Origin of the sequence: Acinetobacter sp. AR_0276 (assembly GCF_003000705.1) — a bacterium.
Lineage (GTDB): Bacteria > Pseudomonadota > Gammaproteobacteria > Pseudomonadales > Moraxellaceae > Acinetobacter > Acinetobacter nosocomialis.
This window is the reverse complement of the sequence record NZ_PSQO01000004.1, coordinates 1207832-1228417: the sequence shown is the minus strand read 5'-3', so window position 1 is coordinate 1228417 and position 20586 is coordinate 1207832. Positions and strand designations below refer to the sequence as shown.

18 protein-coding genes are annotated in these 20586 nt (G+C 37.3%); 8 read left to right on the top strand and 10 right to left on the bottom strand.

Features of this window, described 5'->3' with window-relative positions; genetic code table 11:
• Window positions 1-8: 8 nt before the first annotated feature.
• Window positions 9-1022: a glycosyltransferase gene (locus tag CSB87_RS06600; RefSeq protein WP_031953328.1), complete on the top strand. Its 1014-nt coding sequence runs from the start codon at window positions 9-11 to the stop codon at window positions 1020-1022.
• Here CSB87_RS06600 and CSB87_RS06595 read toward each other — a convergent pair.
• The gene (locus CSB87_RS06595; RefSeq protein ID WP_023188191.1) at window positions 1019-1906 is read right to left on the bottom strand and encodes a hypothetical protein; all 888 of its coding nucleotides are present in this window, start codon (window positions 1904-1906) and stop codon (window positions 1019-1021) included. The two genes, CSB87_RS06600 and CSB87_RS06595, sit on opposite strands and share 4 nt — an antisense overlap.
• 84 nt (window positions 1907-1990) lie before the next feature.
• Between CSB87_RS06595 and CSB87_RS06590 the strand changes: the two genes are divergently transcribed.
• A complete protein-coding gene (locus CSB87_RS06590; protein WP_022575665.1) occupies window positions 1991-2755 on the top strand; it encodes a glycosyltransferase family 25 protein in 765 nt (254 codons plus the stop codon).
• A gap of 82 nt (window positions 2756-2837) precedes the next feature.
• Window positions 2838-3680 carry a glycosyltransferase family 2 protein gene (locus tag CSB87_RS06585; RefSeq protein ID WP_031953326.1) on the top strand — a complete coding sequence of 281 codons (843 nt, stop codon included), beginning with the start codon at window positions 2838-2840 and terminating at the stop codon, window positions 3678-3680.
• Between the two features lie 52 nt (window positions 3681-3732).
• Here the strand turns inward: CSB87_RS06585 and CSB87_RS06580 are convergent, their stop codons facing one another.
• Window positions 3733-4479, bottom strand: coding sequence for a hypothetical protein (locus tag CSB87_RS06580; RefSeq protein WP_227555493.1), 747 nt, complete (start codon window positions 4477-4479; stop codon window positions 3733-3735).
• A 38-nt stretch (window positions 4480-4517) separates the two neighbouring features.
• A complete protein-coding gene (locus CSB87_RS06575; RefSeq protein WP_006580305.1) occupies window positions 4518-4733 on the bottom strand; it encodes a hypothetical protein in 216 nt (71 codons plus the stop codon).
• Window positions 4734-4936: 203 nt separating this feature from the next.
• Between CSB87_RS06575 and CSB87_RS06570 the strand changes: the two genes are divergently transcribed.
• The gene (locus CSB87_RS06570) at window positions 4937-5965 is read left to right on the top strand and encodes a stealth conserved region 3 domain-containing protein (protein ID WP_004711958.1); all 1029 of its coding nucleotides are present in this window, start codon (window positions 4937-4939) and stop codon (window positions 5963-5965) included.
• 58 nt (window positions 5966-6023) lie between these two features.
• Here CSB87_RS06570 and aspS read toward each other — a convergent pair whose 3' ends face one another.
• Complete coding sequence (gene aspS / locus CSB87_RS06565; RefSeq protein ID WP_004711960.1) at window positions 6024-7808, bottom strand: aspartate--tRNA ligase; 1785 nt, start codon at window positions 7806-7808, stop codon at window positions 6024-6026.
• Window positions 7809-7977: 169 nt separating this feature from the next.
• Window positions 7978-8742: a DUF4184 family protein gene (locus CSB87_RS06560; RefSeq protein ID WP_022575668.1), complete on the bottom strand. Its 765-nt coding sequence runs from the start codon at window positions 8740-8742 to the stop codon at window positions 7978-7980.
• 125 nt (window positions 8743-8867) lie between these two features.
• Here CSB87_RS06560 and znuD point away from each other — a divergent pair, with 125 nt between their 5' ends.
• Both znuD and CSB87_RS06550 read left to right on the top strand, forming a co-directional pair.
• Complete coding sequence (znuD, locus tag CSB87_RS06555) at window positions 8868-10880, top strand: zinc piracy TonB-dependent receptor ZnuD (protein ID WP_004885285.1); 2013 nt, start codon at window positions 8868-8870, stop codon at window positions 10878-10880.
• Window positions 10881-10954: 74 nt separating this feature from the next.
• Window positions 10955-12418, top strand: a complete 1464-nt coding sequence (locus tag CSB87_RS06550; RefSeq protein WP_031953323.1) for a phospholipase D family protein — start codon at window positions 10955-10957, stop codon at window positions 12416-12418.
• Window positions 12419-12732: 314 nt separating this feature from the next.
• On the opposite strand, the gene CSB87_RS06545 is transcribed toward CSB87_RS06550, so the two are convergent.
• Entirely contained in the window at window positions 12733-13179 is a 447-nt protein-coding gene (locus tag CSB87_RS06545) for a hypothetical protein (RefSeq protein WP_002051512.1), read from the bottom strand.
• Window positions 13180-13342: 163 nt separating this feature from the next.
• On the opposite strand from CSB87_RS06545, the gene CSB87_RS06540 reads away from it, so the two are divergent.
• A complete protein-coding gene (locus CSB87_RS06540; protein WP_002051261.1) occupies window positions 13343-13717 on the top strand; it encodes an RcnB family protein in 375 nt (124 codons plus the stop codon).
• Window positions 13718-13761: 44 nt separating this feature from the next.
• Here the strand turns inward: CSB87_RS06540 and CSB87_RS06535 are convergent, their stop codons facing one another.
• The 4 genes from CSB87_RS06535 to CSB87_RS06520 form a co-directional block, all read right to left on the bottom strand.
• On the bottom strand, window positions 13762-14244 hold the full coding sequence (locus CSB87_RS06535) for a phosphate-starvation-inducible protein PsiE (RefSeq protein ID WP_004885289.1): 483 nt from the start codon (window positions 14242-14244) through the stop codon (window positions 13762-13764).
• A 118-nt stretch (window positions 14245-14362) separates the two neighbouring features.
• Window positions 14363-16144 (bottom strand): acyl-CoA dehydrogenase C-terminal domain-containing protein, encoded by a 1782-nt coding sequence (locus tag CSB87_RS06530; RefSeq protein ID WP_031953322.1) that lies wholly within the window; start codon window positions 16142-16144, stop codon window positions 14363-14365.
• Window positions 16145-16311: 167 nt separating this feature from the next.
• The gene (locus tag CSB87_RS06525; RefSeq protein ID WP_004711974.1) at window positions 16312-18114 is read right to left on the bottom strand and encodes an acyl-CoA dehydrogenase C-terminal domain-containing protein; all 1803 of its coding nucleotides are present in this window, start codon (window positions 18112-18114) and stop codon (window positions 16312-16314) included.
• A 291-nt stretch (window positions 18115-18405) separates the two neighbouring features.
• On the bottom strand, window positions 18406-18783 hold the full coding sequence (locus CSB87_RS06520; protein WP_004711976.1) for a hypothetical protein: 378 nt from the start codon (window positions 18781-18783) through the stop codon (window positions 18406-18408).
• Between the two features lie 131 nt (window positions 18784-18914).
• Here CSB87_RS06520 and baeS point away from each other — a divergent pair, with 131 nt between their 5' ends.
• Window positions 18915-20576: a sensor histidine kinase efflux regulator BaeS gene (gene baeS, locus CSB87_RS06515; RefSeq protein WP_213065515.1), complete on the top strand. Its 1662-nt coding sequence runs from the start codon at window positions 18915-18917 to the stop codon at window positions 20574-20576.
• The last annotated feature ends 10 nt before the right edge of the window (window positions 20577-20586 follow it).

The following is a 20586-nucleotide window of genomic DNA, read 5'->3' as shown; positions in this document are numbered from 1 at the left end:
GGCAAGCTATGAAAATTGTTCAGATTATGGCGACAGATGGTGGGAAAATTGGTGGGTTAGAAAAGCATACTTTCCAACTCTGTGCAGAATTATCACAAAAGCAAGAAGTCCATTTATTTTTAGACTTAAACTATCAAAATACACTACCTAAAATAGAGCATCTTCATTGTCATTATTTTGATTTTTCCAAAGGAAGAATGAATATCGGTCTTCTCTATTCTCTTTTTAAAGAAATTAGAAAAATTGCTCCTGATGTTGTCCATGCTCAAGGTGGAAAAGCTTCAAAAATTTTGAGTTTTCTTCTACCGTTTTTAAAAGTACCAAGTGTGGCAACCATTCATGGTATGAAAAATAATATGCGTAGCTATCGGCATTTTAATGAGGTAATAACTGTAAGTCAGGCGGTTGCTGATAAAGTGAGTGAGTATCGACCGGTTCATGTTGTTTATAATGGTGTGGCTCAGGAAAAAAGATTGACTGCTGATATACCTAGAACAACTCTAAAAAAAGTTATCGCAATTGGCCGATTAGATCCAGTAAAAGGCTTTGATCGACTTATAGAAGCATGGCAAGGTTTGGAGATTCAGCTAGAAATATTAGGAGAGGGGCCAGAGCAGGAACATTTAAGTCAATTAATTCAAGAGCTGCATTTACAGGATAAAATTAAATTAGTTGGTTATCAGCAAGATATTTATCCCTACTTGGCAGTAAGTGATTTAGTGGTGGTATCTTCCTTGAGAGAAGGAGGGCCTTTAATTGTTGCAGAAGCATTATTGGTACATAAACCTGTAATTGCCACTGATGTTGGTATGGTAAGAGAATTTATTCCAGAAAAATATATAGCAAAAGATAATACCGTATTAGAAATTAATAATTTAATTAAAGTTGCGATTAAAAACTTTGAGCATATTCATCATGACTTTAAGCCTGCATTTGATAAAGCTGAGGCTGAATTGTCTTTAAATGCAATGGTTAATAAAACACTAGATATTTATAAATTAGCGTTGAGACAACAACGCTAATTATCTTTTTCTGTCAAACGGATCGCATCCATAACAATGAAGTTTGAATGTACATCAATAGTGTGACATCCATCATCATCTTTGCTCCATTCAGGATATATTGTTTCGTACAGTTTTTCTTCATATTCCTTTGGACTTAATTTTATGATTTCCTTAAGTTCAATATGTCCACCATAACGTTTTAAAGAGTCTTGACTTGGGCGAACCAGTTTATTCTGATAGAAAAAAGGTTTACCAGCCATCCTAAATTGAATTTTTCCTTTACACACTGGGTTCATTGGGTGTTCTTGCCAGTTAGGATTTAAAATATCCTCGGTAAAGAATAAATCTAAACGATCACCAAATTTCTTACAGTCACGACGTGTAGAAGTAAAAAGATACCATAAACCTTCATGATAAAAGGGTGTGGTGTCAACTGCTTCAATATTCTCTAAAAGATTAGAATGCTTTTCCCATTTTAGTGGAAAATCAGTACATTTCCAAAGTTCGATTGTTTTGTTGCTAAAAGTCTCTGGTACCATGTACCAAGTATTATCTATTTTAAATACACAAGGATAAGATAGGTGATAGTCGAGCTTTAAAATAGCTTCAGGTGATGTGTATGTACCATCTTTAAAGACTTCTAAAACAGAAAGAAAGCCTACAGGATGTTCATCATCAACTTCTTCAAAAAAAATAAAATGACGATCATTTTCATAAGCATAAAAGCTATCTGCAAATGTAAATTTTCTAGGAGAGTGAATTTCAAATAGAGAGTCTAGTTGTTCAAGTGATGTAAAAGGTTGTTCTAACCAACCAAAACGCATATACCAATGAGAGTCAAAAGATTTTGCTTTTTTTGCTTGTTGGTATTTGTACCATTTTTTTTGGATTGAACGAATCATGACAATACAAGAAATAAAAAAGATATATTAAGTCTATTTTACATTAGATATCATATTTGCTGTTTAAAAGTGGGGAGTTACTTAATGAAGATTTATGTTATCAGTATCGAAGAGGAAAATTCACCTCGCTTAAGTAAATTCCTCAGTCAAAATTTTTTTGAGCAAGGAAACTTACCTATAACGAGAGTAGGCATTAAAGGAGGAGACCTTTCAGCAAAAGAATATTTTGAAAGAGCTGTAAAGGGCCGTGAAACTCCTTTAACTCCAGGTGAACTAGGCTGTACTTTATCTCATCTAAAAGCACTTCAATTTTTTTTAGATACTGATGATCAGTATGCTTTAATTTTGGAAGATGATGCTATTTTCCCAAGTGATCTTACTTATGAGATATTAGAAAAACAAATAGAAAGTGCTCATTTACCATCTAAAACATTATTAAGTTTAGGTGGGATACAAATGAAAGAATCACGCAAAGTACGAGGAAATTTTAAAGAGGAGACTTTTCTGAATAAAAAGATTCTTGAAGTTATTCCTGACTATTTTCATCGTGTGAACTATGCGATGGCTTATATTGTTGATCGGGATATGGCAAAAGTACTTTTGGCTTATCATCAGCCTTTACGTCGGGCTGATGATTGGAGTTACTTATTTGATTTTGATAGCCAAGTGCATCTTTTAATGACATATATTGTTGATCATCCAGTCATTCAAAAGGGAGAAAAAAATCAAGAGTTAAGTGCCATCGAAGCTGAACGAGTCGATGCAACTAGTTTAAAGAAAAGTAAGTATGGAACAGGCATTCGACGTAATCTAGCTAAACTGTTTAGTCAACTTTATTCAAATAAGTAATAAAATGAATCTGCGAAGATTTTTTTATTGAATTAAAGCTTAATTTTATATTTTTCTACTTAGTAGTTTATTGGGGGGTGTTATGCCAAAAGTTGTAATGGTTGTTGTGTTGTATAATAAAACGTTAAAAGAATCTTCAACTTTACAGAGTTTACTTTCCTTTACTCATCCCTTAGATCATTTAGTTATTGTAAATAATGGACCAAAAAACATAATTGTAGATGATTTCTTTGAAAAGTTAAGAGATAAACATTTAAAAGTTACTTTAGAAAATCATTTGCAAAACAAACCTTTAAGTTGGATTTATAATGATCTTATAGAAGGAGATGACGCTGATTATTATGTGCTGTTCGATGATGACACAATAATAAATGCAGAATATGAAAAGCATTTATTTGAAACACTAAATGATATTGATATTGAATTTCCTAAAATATATGCAAGAGTGGAACATATTCAACATTTTCCTATGGTAAATAATAAATTATTGACAAATAGTGATGAGCTTGAAAAAGTGGTATCTATTTTTTCAGTTGGTTCAGGTTTAATTTTATCAAAAAATATAAAAAATATTTTTATTGAAAAATTCGGCTCTGTCTTTGACCCACATTTTGCTTTTTATGGTGTTGATTCAACCTTTTTCATTCGTTTAAATAATTTATTAAAACAAGGTGAAAAGTTTAGCTTTTCATCTAGAACATATTTAAAACATGGTTTGTCACTAACCGAAGAAGAATTAACTGATTGGAGAAAAAAAGAGTTTATTTATGAAAATACACTTAAAGTAAAATATTATAGTGGAAGTACTTTTATGGCTAAATTGAAATTTTTACGTTTGATGTATCGTAAGTTAAGCCATTTTGAATTTCGTGATTTAAAACTTGTTATTCAAACATTTATAAAAGGAAAACATCCACGATGTTAAATGTATTTAAGAGCTTACAATAATTATGATTGGTAAGCTCTTAAACAAATTTTTATGAAAAGATTTTCGTATACCATTTACGCTTTTTCTTTGGTTCATAAATATAAGATGGCATTTCTAGACTCATACAGTTATTAAAACCTGAAATATCAAGTGTATTATTAATGAGCTCATCACAACGTTTCACGAAAAGTTCTATATTTTCAGCAGTGCGGCTTTGGAATAAATGGTAAACCTGATCTGCAAATACTGTACCTATGCCATAATAACCATAACTTGCTAGGGCCCAACAACCTTCACTTGGTGCTTTTTCATAGCGTGTTGGAAACAAAGTATGATAGGGAATTCTTTTTTCTTCGGCAGCAAATGCAAGAGCTTCTGCAACATCTCCATGTTTATTAGGCATAAAAGAGGGACGCCCAAGTTTTTCATAACATGTTTTAGTAATAAAGAAAAAAGCAGGAGATGCAAAAATATGTGTTGCATTGCCTATATGATTTGAGACTTGAGCACATCCTAAAAACGTATCATTTTTAATAACATATTCAATTGCATTCAAAACAATATCGATGTTCAATGGGATAAGATCGGGCTCAATAATCGCAATAACTTCAGCTTGAGCTGTTGCCATGATTTCATCAAGCCATTGACCATGTGGAATGTTCTTTTGAGTATATCGAACATTTAAACCTAAATGCGACATAACTCTTTGATGAGCTGCTAAAATTTCAGAGCTAAAGTTATCCCAATGAAATGAATGGAACTCAGTTTGTTTAAGTAAATTATGGTTCATGTTCATGATATTAAAATCAGAGATCCATTAAATAAAAGAAATTACTATTTATCCGCATTTCCTTTAAGCACCATATAAATGAGTGCTACAAAAATAAGTAATGCACCTGCGAGGCTGCTTACACAGAAATAAAGAATGCGTTGGTTGGTCGTTAAATTAAATAGTTCATGTGAAAGGATATAGCGCATGAAAAACCATTGCGCAAGAGAGAATACAATCACGACTAAAGCATGTCGACGAACGTCAGGACGCATTGCCATAATCAATTACCATGCGGGAGAAGAGAGCAGCTATTATGCCATTTGCCCACTGTCACCTCAATAGACTATGAATTAACGAAATTGTTTAGAAATAATAAAAATATGAAGGAATTGTGAACTTTAATTAACATTAATAAATAGTAATATCCCTCTTATTTGCTAAAACTTTCATTATCTTGTTGAATTTAGCTTAGGGGAGAATAATGCAGCCTATTGATTTTGTAATGATTTGGGTCGACTCAACTGATACTAAATGGCAGCAAGATTATAAATATTATAAATCTAAAGAAGCAAATACACAGGTGACTGAGGTCATTGATGAGTGCCGTTATCGTGATTGGGATAATCTTCAATATTGGTTTAGATCTGTTGAAAAATTCTGTCCTTGGGTACGAAAAATTCATCTAGTAACTTGTGGTCATTTTCCAGAATTTTTAGTACAAAATCATCCAAAATTAAACTTGGTGACCCATGATCAAATTATAAATCCAGACTATTTACCTACTTTTAACTCTCATGCTATCGAAATTAATATTCATAAAATAGAAGGTCTTGCAGAGCACTTTGTCTATTTTAATGATGATACTTTTATTAATAGCCCCCTAGAACCTGAGTTTTTCTTTAGAAATGGTCTACCTTGCGATGGAGTTAGGCTACAGCCTTTAATGGTAGTGGGAGAAGAGAACTTTTTAGGTGCTGTTGCTTTGACCGATGTTGCGATTATTAATAAATATTTTGATAAGAGAAAATTATTTCGAAAAAATCCTTACGCACTTTTTAATCATCGTTATTCAATCAGTAATAATTGGGGTAACTTTTTAAGTTTATATAATCGAAAATTCTCAAGCTTTTATAGTAATCATTTACCTCAACCGTTTTTGAAATCGATATTTGAAGAGGTTTGGGAAAAAGAAGAAAACTACTTAAAGGAAGTATCAAGTCATCGATTTAGACAGCCTTTAGATGTTAATCAGTACTTGTTCAGATTGTGGCAGTTATGTTCTGCTCGTTTTTGCCCCGTAAATATATTTGAGCGTGGTCAAAATTTTAATTTAAGAATCCAAAATCTTCCTGAAATTAATCATGTTATTAAAAATGAGCACCTTCCACAGATTTGTTTAAATGATGATGAGCAAGTGGTTGATTTTGAAAAACTAAAAAAAGAAATTATTCAGATTTTTGAACAAAAATTTAATACAGTTTCGAGTTTTGAAAAAGAAATATCTCATTAAAAATTATTTATTAAAAAACCCTGCATAAGCAGGGTTTTTTAATTTCACAATCTAATAATTATTTAGATTCTTCAGCTTTTGGCTTTTCACGTAAGCGGATGCCCAAGTCACGAAGTTGGTTTGCTTCAACAGGAGCAGGTGCTTGAGTAAGTGGACATTCAGCAGTTTTCGTTTTAGGGAATGCAATAACGTCACGAATTGAAGTCGCGCCAGTCATAAGCATTACTAAACGGTCAAGACCAAATGCCAAACCACCGTGAGGAGGGGCGCCATAACGAAGTGCGTTAAGCAAGAAGCTGAATTTCTCTTCTGCTTCTTCATCAGAAATACCAAGCGCTTCAAAAATCGCTTTTTGCATTTCTAATGTGTAAATACGAAGAGAACCGCCACCAACTTCAGTACCATTCAATACCATGTCATAAGCAACAGAAAGTGCTTCGCCTGGATTGCTCTTCACGTCTTCTACGCTAGATTTAGGTAGTGTGAATGGGTGGTGAACAGAAGTCCATTTGCCATCGTCAGTTTCTTCAAACATTGGGAAGTCAACAACCCAAAGTGGAGCCCACTCACAAGTTGCAAGGTTCAAGTCATGACCGATCTTGACACGAAGTGCACCCATAGCATCGTTTACAACTTTGGCTTTATCAGCACCGAAGAATACGATATCGCCATTCTCTGCACCAACACGCTCAAGTAACTTCATTACGATTGGTTCAATGAATTTAACGATAGGAGATTGAAGACCTTCAATTCCTTTTTCGATTTCATTGACTTTGATATACGCCAAACCTTTCGCACCGTAGATGCCAACAAATTTAGTGTATTCATCAATTTGGCTACGAGTTAATGAACCTGCACCTGGTACGCGAAGTGCTGCAATACGGCCTTTAGGGTCTTTTGCAGGACCAGCAAATACTTTGAACTCAACTTCTTGCATTAAATCTGCAACGTCAACGAGTTTCAATGGAATACGCAAATCTGGTTTATCAGATGCATAGTCACGCATCGCTTCGCTGTATGGCATGCGGCGGAATTTTTCAAACTTTACGCCAAGCAAGTCATTAAATAGTTTAACAGTCATGCCTTCCATCAAATCCATGATTTCATCGTCATTTAAGAACGATGTTTCAATGTCGATTTGAGTGAATTCTGGCTGACGGTCAGCACGTAAGTCTTCATCACGGAAACATTTCGCGATTTGGTAGTAACGATCGATACCACCAACCATCAATAATTGTTTAAACAATTGAGGTGATTGTGGAAGTGCGTAGAAGCTACCATTTTGTACGCGACTTGGTACTAAATAGTCACGTGCACCTTCAGGTGTTGCACGAGTTAAAATCGGAGTTTCAACGTCTAAGAAACCGTGATCATCTAAATAGTTACGGATCAAGTTAGTTACTTTAGAACGGAAACGTAAACGCTCTAACATTTCAGGACGGCGAATGTCCAAGAAACGATATTTTAAACGGTGTTCTTCTGACACGTTAATCGTGTCATCATTTAATGGGAATGGAGGAGTTTCAGAAGCAGCAAGAACTTCGATTTCTTTGCCTAAAACTTCGATTTGACCACTCACCATATTTGGGTTTTCAGTACCTTCATAACGGCGACGAACACGACCTGTAATTTTTAATACATATTCAGAACGTGCTTTATCTGCAGTTGCAAATGCTTCTGGAGTATCTGGGTCAATAACCACTTGAACGAGACCATCACGGTCACGCATATCAAGGAAAATAACACCGCCATGGTCACGGCGACGATGTACCCAACCGCATAATGTAACGGTTTGGTCGATTTGGGCTTCAGTTAAAGAGCCACAGTAATGAGTTCGCATCATGATGAAGATTATCCAAACTATATTGGCTGAAAGGACGGATGCGTAAACCGCGCACCGTCAAAAAAGTAAGTTTTCGATTATGCCCTGTTGAATGGCATGCCACAAGAACTAGATCAAAAAACAGCTATAATTTAGCTAAAAATGAGCAATTTGGCAGCAAGTTTACCGATTAGCCCATTCTTTGTTGTCGATCTAAAAACAAGAATAATAAGCACCCTAAACTAAAAGTACTTAACCAACCTTGCATAAACTCATTAATAGATCGGCCTGTAAAGTAATAGGTGTCGGTATGCCAAACCTCATGAGGAATGTAACGGGCATAATCCCAAAGTGAAAATAAGCCTAAAAGTGTAGATAAAATAAACAGAGACCATGCAAAAATTTTAATTTTATGACTTATTTTCCAGTGCTGTTTATATTTTTGATAATAATGAATACTCATCCAGCCTAAAAAAGGTAATGCTAGAGCAGAAGAACCGAGTTGAAGTAGACGGTGCAAAGGATAGGGACGACCAAAGAAATGAACCGTTTGGGATAAAAAATCTTGGAAGATAAAAGTTCGAAAGTCAGAATGAGTAAGACCATCCCAAATGAGATGAGTGGCAATACCGATAATGAGTGCAAATATAATTCCAATTAAAAAGTAGATAAAACGTTTAAAAGAGTCTAATTTCAAATCATGCTGAATACCAAAAAAACGGTAAACCACAGGTCGATAAAGTAAATACCAAATGACGCAAAACAATAAACCTAATGCAAGGTTTGGGTAAAGCAAGCCCTTCCATTGATGAGTCAGCATTCCTGACTGAACTGTAAATAAGCGGTAAAGGTCAGGTGTCATGCTGCCAATAGCTAGGGCGGCAACAGGCAGTGTGTTTCGACTTAGTTTAGCAATCGGTGGAGCAAGAACAGCATGAGAGATTGTAAAAGGCATTGGAAAACGAAGCTTCTCACATCATCAAAACAACGAGTCTAACGAAACATGCTTTTGGTTAATGTTTTTTATTGCAAAACATTTGGAATGTTATAATATAACGTAAAAAATATGGGGCATTGACTATGCAGCTCAAAACACAGCTTTTTGTTCTCTCATTATTATCACTTTCTATTCAGCAAGTGATGGCAGCGGATGACACAAATACTAAGGAAGAGAAACCTGCCGAATTGGCAACAATTACGGTTAAAGCAGAACCCACAGCACCAGCCAATAATACGTCTTTAGCAGAAGGTGCAACGAGTATTGGTAATGCCTTAAATGGTCAGGCAGGGGTTTATTCAGCTCAATATACAGGAGGGGCGAGCCGTCCTGTCATTCGTGGTCAAGACGGTACACGTGTCAAGATCGTACAAAACGGTGGAGATGTAATGGATGTTTCATCTGTATCGCCAGACCATGCCGTTACGGTTGATCCAAACTCTGCCCAAGATATTCAGATATTAAATGGTGCTGAAGCATTATTATATGGTGCAGGCTCTGTGGGGGGACTGGTAAATGTTGTTGATGAAAAAATTCCAACCAGCATGCCAGACAAGGGCTATCAAGGAAAAGCCGGTGTACGCTACAACTCAGGTAGTGATGAGCTACTATATTCAGGGCAAGCGACAGTCGGTTTAGGGGACCATGTTGCGCTACGTGTCGGTGGTTTAAAGCGCGATGCGAATGACTATATCTTGCCTAGAGATTTACAAACAGACGAGCGTCGTCAGGATAGCACTTTTGCCGACTCTAAAAATTATAATGCTGGATTATCTTGGATTGGGGATCGTGGTTTTATCGGTGCTTCATTTAGCCAGCGTCATGATCAATATGGTATTCCTGCCGATAATGAGCTTTTTGGTTCATGTGAACGTGATGGCTTGCACCTCGTGTGTGGAACTGATGACCCATCAACCGAACATGAGCATGAGCACGAACATGATGCCTCATGGATTAATCTCAAAGAAAAGCGTTATGACTTAAAAGGTGAGTTAAGAGACCCGTTTGCAGGTTTTGCTAAAGTTGCAGCGCAAGCAAGCTATACCGACTATCAACATGAAGAAATGCATAATACTGATGTCGGAACAACTTTTAAAAGCAAAGGGATTGATAGCCGAGTTACATTAGAAAATAATGCTTGGGCGGGTTGGACAGGACAAATTGGCGCGCAATATACCCAACAAAAACTGAATATTGTTGGTGATGAGTCGATTATGGATCCAAGCAAAACCCAACGTTATAGCGTATTTGGTTTGCAACAAAAACAAATCAATAACGTCAATCTTGCAGTTTCTTCGCGTATTGACCATCAAACTATCGACATTGAGTCAGATCAAAAGAATTACACGGGTACTGGATATTCGGTTGCTGGTACAGCAAGCTGGGAATTCATTCCTCAATACAAATTGTCCCTCACAACATCACACCAAGAGCGTTTGCCATTTGCTCAAGAGTTGTATTCGGACGGTGTGCATATGGCGACCAATACTTATGAGTTGGGTAATGATGACCTGAAGAAAGAGCGCTCAAATAATGTTGAGTTAGGTTTGCACTTTAATAATGACCTTTTGAAATACAACGTAAGCGTGTTCCATAACCGTTTTGATAATTTCATTTATGCTAATACATTGGATGATTTCCAAGGCTTCCGTCTTATTCAATATAGTCAAGATGCAGCTAAGTTCTATGGTGTCGATGCTGACCTAAGCTACCAAATTTCACCTGTATATAATTTAGGGCTATTTGGTGATTATGTTCGCGGCAAAATTGATAATGAAAATGCACCACGTATTCCGGGTGGGCGTTTAGGTACTAAAGTTAAAGCAGATTTTGGTGATGGATGGGATGGTTCTGCCGAGTACTATCATGTGTTTAAACAAGATGATATTGCTAATTATGAAACCAAAGGTCAGAGCTATAACATGCTGAATTTAGGCGTTGGTTATAACGGCAAATATAGCAACATTGGTGATTACCGAGTGTTCTTGAATGCCAACAACTTGCTTGATAGCCGAATTTATCAACATGAGTCTTTCCTTGCAAATGTTCCACAAGTCGGACGTAATTTTACTGTCGGTGTAAACTTTAGTTTCTAAGGCCTAACACGAAACTAAACTTGAAAAATCAAGCTAAAAGACCTAATTTGGAATGATCAAGTTAGGTCTTTTTTATGCGTATTTTTCAGCGAATTCATCAAAAAATAAATTGGTCAGGGCGTCGTTATATGGCGGTATTACTTTGCGTTGTTGCTATTGCATATATTGCATCGGCAATTTACCACACAGTAAAACCATTACCACAGGGCATTAACTTTAGTGGCAAGCTTAGACATGCCGATGTCAAATTTTTAGCAGATAAAACTTATCTGGATGCCAATGGTCAACAGAAGCTTGATCAACATATTTTTGATGAAATTTTAAAAATGATTGATGAGGCAAAGACTACTATTGTGGTCGATATGTTTTTATTTAATTCAGAGGTGGGTGATTCAAAAATAAAGCAAAGACCATTGATGCAGGAACTAACTAATGCGTTGATTAGTAAAAAAAGACAAAACCGTCAAATCCAGATTGTATTAATTACTGACCCGATTAACTCAGTTTATGGCGGTTTAAGTCCAGAGCATTATCGGCAGTTACGACAAGCCGGTGTTGATGTTATCGAAACGAATCTGGCACCTTTACGTGCTTCAAATCCACTTTGGTCTGGTTTTTGGTATATCTGTTGCCAAAATATCGGAAATAATCCAGACAAAGGTTGGTTACCCAATCCTTTTGGTAATGAAAAAATTACATTACGCAGTTATCTGAACCTATTTAATTTTAAAGCGAATCACCGTAAGACCTTGGTTGTTGATACTGACGCTGGTTGGAAATCATTGATCACTTCAGCAAATCCACACGATGGTAGTTCGAGACACTCTAATGTTGCGTTAGTTGTAACAGGAGCCACAGCTACTGATATTCTTCAAACAGAAGCTGCTGTTGCGCAGATGTCTGGAAGTAGCTCACCATCACTCATTTTAGGTGACTTTGAAAAAGATATAACCAAGCCTCAGGTTCAAGTGTTAACTGAAGGCGCAATCTATGAATCTGTATTGAAACTAATTAATTCGGCTAAGCCCAAAGAACATCTCGATCTAAGTATGTTCTATTTATCTGAACGCAAGATTATTCAAGCTCTAAAAAATGCTCAAGCGCGAGGTGTGATTGTTCGTGTTTTACTTGACCCAAATAAAGATGCGTTTGGAAGACAAAAAAATGGTATTCCAAACCGTCAGGTTGCTTCAGAACTACATACTGCTGGTATACCAATTCGCTGGTGTGACACGCATGGTGAACAGAACCATAGCAAAATGATTGTGAAATATAACGACCAGCAAGCTGAGTTGATTGTAGGTTCTGCCAATTTCACTGCTCGTAATTTAAAAAATTACAACCTTGAAACGGATATGTTGGTTATAGGCAAAGTTCAAGATCAAGTTTTTAAAGATGCTCAGGATTACTTCAATACTTCTTGGTCAAATCTACAAGGTAGACAGATGAGCGTCGATTATGCGAAGTATGCAGACGAGTCTAAAGTGAAGTATTGGATTTATCGCTTTATGGAATGGTCAGGGTTATCGACTTTTTAATCACTACCTTTGGAGTTTTCCAAAAAATGGCTTGTGCCTAGAGTCATCCACAACCTGAGCGAGGGAAAGCAAACATCGTTTGCTTCGAGCGCAAGACAAACAAAGTGCGTAGTTCAAACTCAAGCATAGCTTTCGCCTTGCGGTACGGCAAAGATTATTAATCTTTGCTATTCGCACCTCAGGTTTTGTGGATGACAAATGCTTTTGGTTACTTTGGGCGAAACCAAAGTAACGAATTAGCTACTACAAGTAAAACTTAAAGCGGTAAGGCCCCGTCGTGCTAATTAAAAATAGAGAATAAAACTTGGAATATTTTAAGGTGCTGGCGGAATCAATTGATCCAAAGCCTTATCATCTAACTTTTCTATTTCACTCAAATCAGTCTTAATCTTCCACTGCGATTCATCATCTACCGGATTAGGTAAACGTGCTTCAAGCCAATCACATACGGCATCAGGGTTAAACTCAGGATGATTACATTGAATAATCCATGACAAAAAGTCTTTTGCTTCGCCATTCATATAAGGCGGTGGTGACACTGGAAAAAATAACGTAGGCAGACGTTCATTCGTCGATAGATAGTTTAAAACATGGCCGAGTTCTTGCACGGTTTGCCATGCAAGTGGGTGTTCTACATCAATACTGAACTTAAACCACCAAGCGTGTTCGCCATCTGCTCCATGCGCCATAATACGGGCTTCTTGTACACTTGGAACTTTGCAGAAAAATTGATGAAGACGTTCAAAACTGATTTCAGACACAGCAATTGACCTAGCTTAGAAAATGCTAATGGTAGCACAGATACAGATTCTTCATATTTTCTTTATAGTCATTACAAACAATATCAATCAAGCCGGTTTTATTCATGGTTTCTCCTTGACTCTCTTTTAATCTAGCTCTATATCAAGACAAAAGGGATGCACCATGAAAAAGCCAATCGTTCTTGTACTTTCAACTTTAATGTTGGGTATGTCTGCTACTGCGATGGCGGATTCAAATAATCGCTGGGATAACTATCACGGTAAAGACTATCGACATTATGAACAACGCTACGATCATCGTTATGATCGACGCGATGACCATAGACCACCGGTTTGGTCAAATGCAAACCGTGGCCATGAATATGTTGTGTTCAAGCGAGGGGAGCGTATTCCTGTAGAATACCGTGATAACCGTTATTTTGTTTCGGACTGGCGTGCCCATCGTTTATATGAACCACCACGTGGATATCATTGGGTGAAAACACCGAATCAATATTTATTAGTTGATTCACATCACCAAGTTTATCGTGTGCGTTAAAACTAAAATATAAAAATGAAAAGGCCTCAATATTGAGGCCTTTTTTATGCTAATTCATCATCTTGTGGTTGAGGAGTTTTTAAAGAGTTGGGTGTTTTTGAATGTTTTTCTTTCATTACAGATGGGTAGTGCCAAGAAGCAAAACGAACCACTAAAATTGAAATCGCTAAAATTAAAATTGAACCGGTAATAATCACTTGATCGATATCTGCTTTATGGTCATGTTGAATATCTGAAATCAGTAAACGCGTTAAGGCTGTAATTGCCACATAAATAAGAAAACGTACAGGCATGTGATTGGTTTTAAAATAAATACCGACCATTGCGCCGAGTTCCAGATAAATAAATAACAATAAGATGTCATCGATTGATGCATACTTTTTGACAGTTAAAATTTCATAAACTGTATGTGCTGCTGACCATGCCACCATACAACCGATAATGAATAAAGCCAAATAATGAAAAGCTTCAACGGCATAGTGACCAAACCGGTCGAGCGTTCTTTCAAACTTTTTCGGATCAGGCATAGTAAAATCTTTTTAATATGAGTATGCCTAGAAAATAAACAAATTTTATGCCAATAGAAATAGCAAATACAAAATAAAAAACGCCTGATTACTCAGGCGTTTTTTATAAAAATCTTAATTATGCTTGGTTTGTAAAGTAGTCTTCACTAAAGCCCATAATTAAGTCTGAACCAGCTTTGATTTTAGCAATACGTGCATCAATATCTGGCAAGATACGTTCAACAAAGTATTGAGCTAAAGCAAGTTTGTTTTGGTAGAAATCACCAGATTTATCTTTAGCAGCAGCAGCAATTTTTGCAAACATATAAGAGAAGCTGAGTAAGCCCACTGCATGTAAGTAATCAACAGCAGCAGCATTTGTGAAATCTACATTTTCAGCAGCTTGTTCAATAATAAACTGAGTGATTGCTTCAATTTCAGTTGCAGCATCTAAAGTTGCATCTTTAATGAAGTTCAAATCGGTGTCTAAATCATTTGCAAAGTCACGGATTTCTGTAATGTATTCAGCAATGAATGCACCGCCACATTTAATAGTTTTACGACCAATTAAATCTTGAGACTGAACGCCGTTGGTACCTTCGTAGATTTGCGCAATACGAAGATCACGGATACATTGTTCCATACCCCATTCACGAATATATCCGTGACCACCAAATACCATCTGAGCATCCAAAGTTGCTTGGAATGCGGTATCTGTAAGGTAAGCTTTTGCGATTGGTGTTAAAAGCGCAACGCGGTCATTCGCTTTTTTCACAGCTTCTGCATCAGTTGAGAACTTAGTGATATCGAGCTGTTGACCTACATAGACTGCAAATGCACGAGAAGCTTCGTTGTTTGCACGGACGTTAAGTAGCATACGGCGTACATCACCATGTACTAAAATGCTATCAGCAGGTTTGTTTGGTGATTGGACACCAGCTGCACTACGGCCTTGTAAACGGTCAGTCGCATATTGAGCAGCATTTTGATAAGCAAATTCAGAAGCACCTAAACCTTGAATACCCATTGATAAACGTTCGTAGTTCATCATAACGAACATCGCAGCGAGACCTTCGTTTTCTTTACCAACGAGGTAACCTTTTGCGCCATCAAAGTTCATTACACAAGTAGCAGATGCTTTGATCCCCATTTTATGTTCAATAGAACCTGGGCCAACATGGTTGCGGTCACCTAAAGAACCATCTTCTTTTACAAGGTATTTCGGTACGATAAATAGCGAGATACCACGTGAACCAGCAGGAGCATCTGGAGTTTTAGCAAGTACCAAGTGAATGATGTTTTCTGCTAAATCGTTGTCACCGCCAGTGATGAAGATTTTAGTACCTGTAATGTTATAAGTACCGTCTTCATTGCGCTCGGCTTTAGTTTTAATAATACCTAAGTCAGTACCTGCATGTGGTTCAGTCAAACACATGGTACCTGACCATTCACCTGAATAAATCTTAGGTAAATAAGTTTCTTTTTGCTCTTGAGAAGCATAGCTACTTAAGGCCATGCCAGCACCTACTGAAAGAAGCGGGTAGAGCATGAAAGATGGGTTTGTCGCAAATAACATTTCATCAGCAAGAACGGTCAGCATTTTTGGCATGCCTTGACCGCCCCATTCTTCATCTGCGCCTAAGCCAATCCAACCACCTTCTGCATATTGACGAAATGCATCTTTAAAGCCAGCAGGAGTAAAGACTTCGCCGTTTTCATAGCGAGCGCCTTCTTCATCACCAGTACGGTTTAATGGATGAGTCACGTTCTGAGCAAATTTAGCCATTTCTTCTAAAATTGCTTCAGCTGTTGCAGCATCTACATGAGCGAGTTTCTCATTAGACTGCCAAAATTGTTCTGCTTTAAATACATCATTTAAGATGAATTTCATATCAGCTAAAGGAGCATTGTAAATTGGCATAATCGTTCACCTTTTTTATGCACATCAACTTGTGCTAGATATCCTGTAAAACGAAATGGATATTGAATTTAAAGTCTAAATTTATCACTGATCTTATAAAAAAAGGACCGTCAAAACTGAGCAGTCCTTTTTTAATTTTTAACATTGCATATCGCAACTAACTATGGTTAGAAAGCGAAATGTTCAGCATCTAATGACATCAATGGGTCTAAACCACCAGCAATAACGTCTACGTGAGAACGTACGCGTGGCAAGATTTTCTTGAAGTAGAAGCGAGCAGTCGTAACTTTCGCGTTATAGAAATCAACGTCAGTTGTACCTTCTGCTAATTTCTCTTGTGCTACAAGCGCCATACGAGCCCATAGATAAGCTAAAGTAACGTAACCAGCGAAGTAGAGGTAATCTACAGCAGCAGCGCCCACTTCATCCGGATTTTGCATTGCACGCATACCGATTTGCATAGTGAGGTCGCCCCATTCTTTGTTAAGCGCAGCAAGTGGCTCAACAAATTCTTTCATGGCAGCATTGTCTTTATTTGCTTCTACAAACTTGTGAACAATCTTAGTGAAATCACGAAGCATTGCACCTTGAGTTTGTAAAACTTTACGGCCTAATAAGTCTAGTGCTTGAATTTCAGTTGTACCTTCATACAAGCAGGCAATACGTGTATCACGTACGATTTGTTCCATGCCATGCTCAGAAATAAAGCCATGACCACCGAAGACTTGAACACCGTGCTTAGCAGACTCAGAACCTGTTTCAGTTAAGAATGCTTTTGCAATTGGAGTCAATAAAGACAAGATGTTGTCAGCAAACTTACGCTCTTCTTCAGTTTCGCCTTTTTCAACGATATCTGCATATTGAGCAAGTAAGTAAACAAGTGCACGACCGCCTTCAGCAAATGCTTTTTGAGTTAAAAGCATGTTGCGAACAGCAGGGTGAACAATAATTGGATCTGCTTCTTTTTCTGGAGCTTTAGGACCAGAAAGTGAACGCATTGCTAAACGCTCTTTCGCGTAAGCTAAAGCACCTTGGAAAGATGACTCAGATGCAGATAAACCTTGAACCGCAGTACCAATACGTGCTGTGTTCATGAAGGTGAACATACAGTTCAAACCACGGTTTTCAGGTCCGATCAAGTAACCTTTAGCTTGGTCAAAGTTAATGACACAAGTTGCGTTACCATGGATACCCATCTTGTGTTCAATAGAACCACAGCGTACTGCATTACGCTCACCAATCGTTCCGTCTGCATTGACATTGAACTTAGGAACGATAAATAACGAAATACCTTTAGTCCCTTTTGGTGCACCTGGAAGGCGAGCAAGAACGATATGGATAATGTTTTCAGCCATATCATGTTCACCAGCAGAGATAAAGATTTTCTCGCCAGAGATTGCATAGCTACCATCTGCATTTGGTTCTGCTTTAGTACGGATAATACCTAAGTCTGAACCTGCATGAGATTCAGTTAAACACATCGTACCTGTCCAAACACCTGAAACAAGGTTTGGTAAGTAAGTATTTTTTTGTTCATCAGAACCATGATGTTCTAATGTACGTACTGCTCCGTGAGACAAGCCAGGGTACATACCCCATGCCCAGTTAGAGCTACCTACCATTTCTGAAATTGCGATACCTAAAGAGTTAGGTAAACCTTGACCGCCGTATTGTTCTTCTGCTGATAAAGACGGGAAGCCAAGTTCGATGTATTTTTGATAAGCTTCTTTAAAGCCTGTTGGTGTAGTAACAACACCATCATTCCAAGTACAACCTTCACGGTCGCCAACTTGGTTTAAAGGAGAAAGTTCATTTTCACAGAAGTCTGCCGCAGCTTCTAAATATTGATCAACCAATTCACGGCTTACGTTACCTTGAAAGTCAGGTAATTTTGCATAGTGTTCTTCAGCATTTAATAATTCATGCAAAACAAATTGCATATCACGTAAGGGCGCTTTGTATTGTGGCATATCGGGTTCCTCAATACTGGTGAAACCAGAGTTATAATCCTAATCTACGATAATGTGCCATAAGAGGCACCTTGAACCATTACATCGTGCAACAACTTGCATAACTGTACAAGCACCTCAGGGCCTTTACTTTGTGACTGCAAAGTCAAGAAAAAAATACTTGAACTATGTAAGTGCTTTGAGTGTAAACACTTTTGGTGAAGTTTAGATGAGACAAATAGTCAAAATCGTAAGTAGTTATGTACACAAAAAAGGCGCCGATAGGCGCCTTTTATTGCAGTATTTTTAAAATTATTTTGCTTGTGGTGCTACTGGAGCTGGAGCATTCATTGGTGGTTGAGGACGCTTTGGTTCGAAACGAAGATTACAAGTCCCTTCAAGTGTTCTATCTCCAACTTGGACATTTACAGCTTGACCATTTGCCTTGCCTTCACATGCTTTTTGAATCTGTTCAAAACGAGCTTGACGTTCTGCGCGGTGCTGTTCCCACGCTGCTTTTTGCTCAGGTGTAAATTCACGATGTTTCATGCGGTGATGACCATCACGTGGACCATCTTTCATCATATGATGGTCTGAATTAGGCGTTTGAGGGTTTGATTGACAAGCTGCCAAACTGCCCATAGTTACAATTGCTGCACTGAATAATGCGATTTTAGCCGTCATTTTCATGTTTAAAGCCCTTTAATGTTTGTTTTAAGATGACTTAAAGATTAGATAATAAAGATGAAGAAATAATGGAGAGTTTTTCTTTTCGTTGTTGGTTACAATGCAAAATATAGGATAAAAATGAGAGAATGCTTTTGAACGTTCTACGTGTTCCCATTGCATTGCGGCTATTTTTAACGGTCTTGCTTACCACGCTGTTAATTGCAACCGCAAGTTTGAGTGTTCTGCACTGGACCATGCAAAAGAACTTTGCCAAATATGTGGCTGATGTTGAAATGCAAAAGCTAGATCGGCTCATGACCAATCTTGGAAATGTTTATAACGTTTATCATGATTGGGGAAACGCGATTCAAGCCCAAATCTTACAAATTGAAGGAACAGCCGCTCCAGATGATTACGATCGTCTTTCACAGTGGTGGTTAAGACGCCAATATGACATTGCCATTCAGCAGCATTCTTTCGATGAACACACTCTCATTAATGTTTCTCCAGATGGTGCATCTCCAAATAAAAATTCTATTTTTAGCGATGAAGAGTTACGCACACTAGAAAAAAACTTACCTTCTGAATATCAACCATTTGAAGGTTTAAAATTCCCGTTAAGTACTAACCAGTTTCGTCCACGTGATGACAATAAAAACAAGTCAAAAAGAGGAAGTCTCAAAGATATTGAGACACAAAATGGTAAGAAGCGCTTTATTGCTTTACCAGACCGTTTAGGCTTAAGTTCTCGTTTATCCTTATATGATGCCAAACATCAGTTTGTAGTGGGTGAACCGCCATCTTCAGATCAAATGTCGTACCGTCCTATCATCGTCAACAATGAGGTGGTAGGGTATTTAGGACTAAAACCAGTCCTAGATAAAGAAGATGCTTTAAGTATTAATTTCTTTAGTAATCAAAAGCGTTATTTACTTTTAATTTATGCCTTAACATTGCTGTCGAGTTTAGTTGCAGCACTTTTAATGGCAACTTATTTTAAAAAGCCAATTCAGCGTTTATTAAATGCAACAAATGAATTAACTAAAGGTAATTATCAGCATCAAGTTGTGATTAAACGAAATGATGAACTAGGTGACTTATCAACTCAACTAAATCATTTAGCCGAGATTTTACATCAACATGAAGAATCACGACGACAATGGGTTGCAGATACATCTCATGAGTTAAAAACACCATTAGCTGTATTGCAAGCGCAAATCGAGGCAATGCAAGATGGTATTCGAAAGGCGACTCCTGAACATCTCGATGCCATGATGCGACAAGTTTCAAGCTTAAAGAAACTCACTCAAGATCTTGCAGACTTGGCACAGGCCGATGCCCAGCAACTTAAATGCTATTTAAGTTCGGTCAACCCTTGGGATGTTGTACTGCAAGAAGTTGAAAATTTCAGACCTAAACTCGAACAGGCAGGGCTGGAAATTGAGGTGGAAGGTGAGGGTGTTCCATTATTATTAGACCGTGATCGCTTTAAACAAATTATTGTTAATTTAATTAGTAATAGTATTCGTTATACCGAAACAGGTGGAAAGATTCATATTCATACAAGTCAAACGTCTCAGGAGTGGACTTTATATGTCGATGACAGTCCGTTTGGTTTAAGTGATGAACAATTATCACGTTTAGGTGAACGTTTTTATCGTGTAGATGATTCGCGCACGCGTAGTACAGGTGGAACAGGACTAGGCTTAGCTTTATCTTGTAAAATTGCGCAAGCGCTTGGTGGTACACTAAGTTTTGAACACTCACCATTAGGTGGTTTACGTTGTGTACTTACCTTTAAAAAGCAGAGTTAAATAAAAGGAA

Coding starts and splice junctions, on each gene's coding strand:
- CSB87_RS06600 (WP_031953328.1), top strand. CDS start 9: ATGAAAATTGTTCAGATTATGGCGACAGATGGTGGGAAAATTGGTGGG.
- CSB87_RS06595 (WP_023188191.1), bottom strand. CDS start 1,906: ATGATTCGTTCAATCCAAAAAAAATGGTACAAATACCAACAAGCAAAA.
- CSB87_RS06590 (WP_022575665.1), top strand. CDS start 1,991: ATGAAGATTTATGTTATCAGTATCGAAGAGGAAAATTCACCTCGCTTA.
- CSB87_RS06585 (WP_031953326.1), top strand. CDS start 2,838: ATGCCAAAAGTTGTAATGGTTGTTGTGTTGTATAATAAAACGTTAAAA.
- CSB87_RS06580 (WP_227555493.1), bottom strand. CDS start 4,479: ATGAACATGAACCATAATTTACTTAAACAAACTGAGTTCCATTCATTT.
- CSB87_RS06575 (WP_006580305.1), bottom strand. CDS start 4,733: ATGGCAATGCGTCCTGACGTTCGTCGACATGCTTTAGTCGTGATTGTA.
- CSB87_RS06570 (WP_004711958.1), top strand. CDS start 4,937: ATGCAGCCTATTGATTTTGTAATGATTTGGGTCGACTCAACTGATACT.
- aspS (WP_004711960.1), bottom strand. CDS start 7,808: ATGATGCGAACTCATTACTGTGGCTCTTTAACTGAAGCCCAAATCGAC.
- CSB87_RS06560 (WP_022575668.1), bottom strand. CDS start 8,742: ATGCCTTTTACAATCTCTCATGCTGTTCTTGCTCCACCGATTGCTAAA.
- znuD (WP_004885285.1), top strand. CDS start 8,868: ATGCAGCTCAAAACACAGCTTTTTGTTCTCTCATTATTATCACTTTCT.
- CSB87_RS06550 (WP_031953323.1), top strand. CDS start 10,955: ATGCGTATTTTTCAGCGAATTCATCAAAAAATAAATTGGTCAGGGCGT.
- CSB87_RS06540 (WP_002051261.1), top strand. CDS start 13,343: ATGAAAAAGCCAATCGTTCTTGTACTTTCAACTTTAATGTTGGGTATG.
- CSB87_RS06535 (WP_004885289.1), bottom strand. CDS start 14,244: ATGCCTGATCCGAAAAAGTTTGAAAGAACGCTCGACCGGTTTGGTCAC.
- CSB87_RS06530 (WP_031953322.1), bottom strand. CDS start 16,144: ATGCCAATTTACAATGCTCCTTTAGCTGATATGAAATTCATCTTAAAT.
- CSB87_RS06525 (WP_004711974.1), bottom strand. CDS start 18,114: ATGCCACAATACAAAGCGCCCTTACGTGATATGCAATTTGTTTTGCAT.
- CSB87_RS06520 (WP_004711976.1), bottom strand. CDS start 18,783: ATGAAAATGACGGCTAAAATCGCATTATTCAGTGCAGCAATTGTAACT.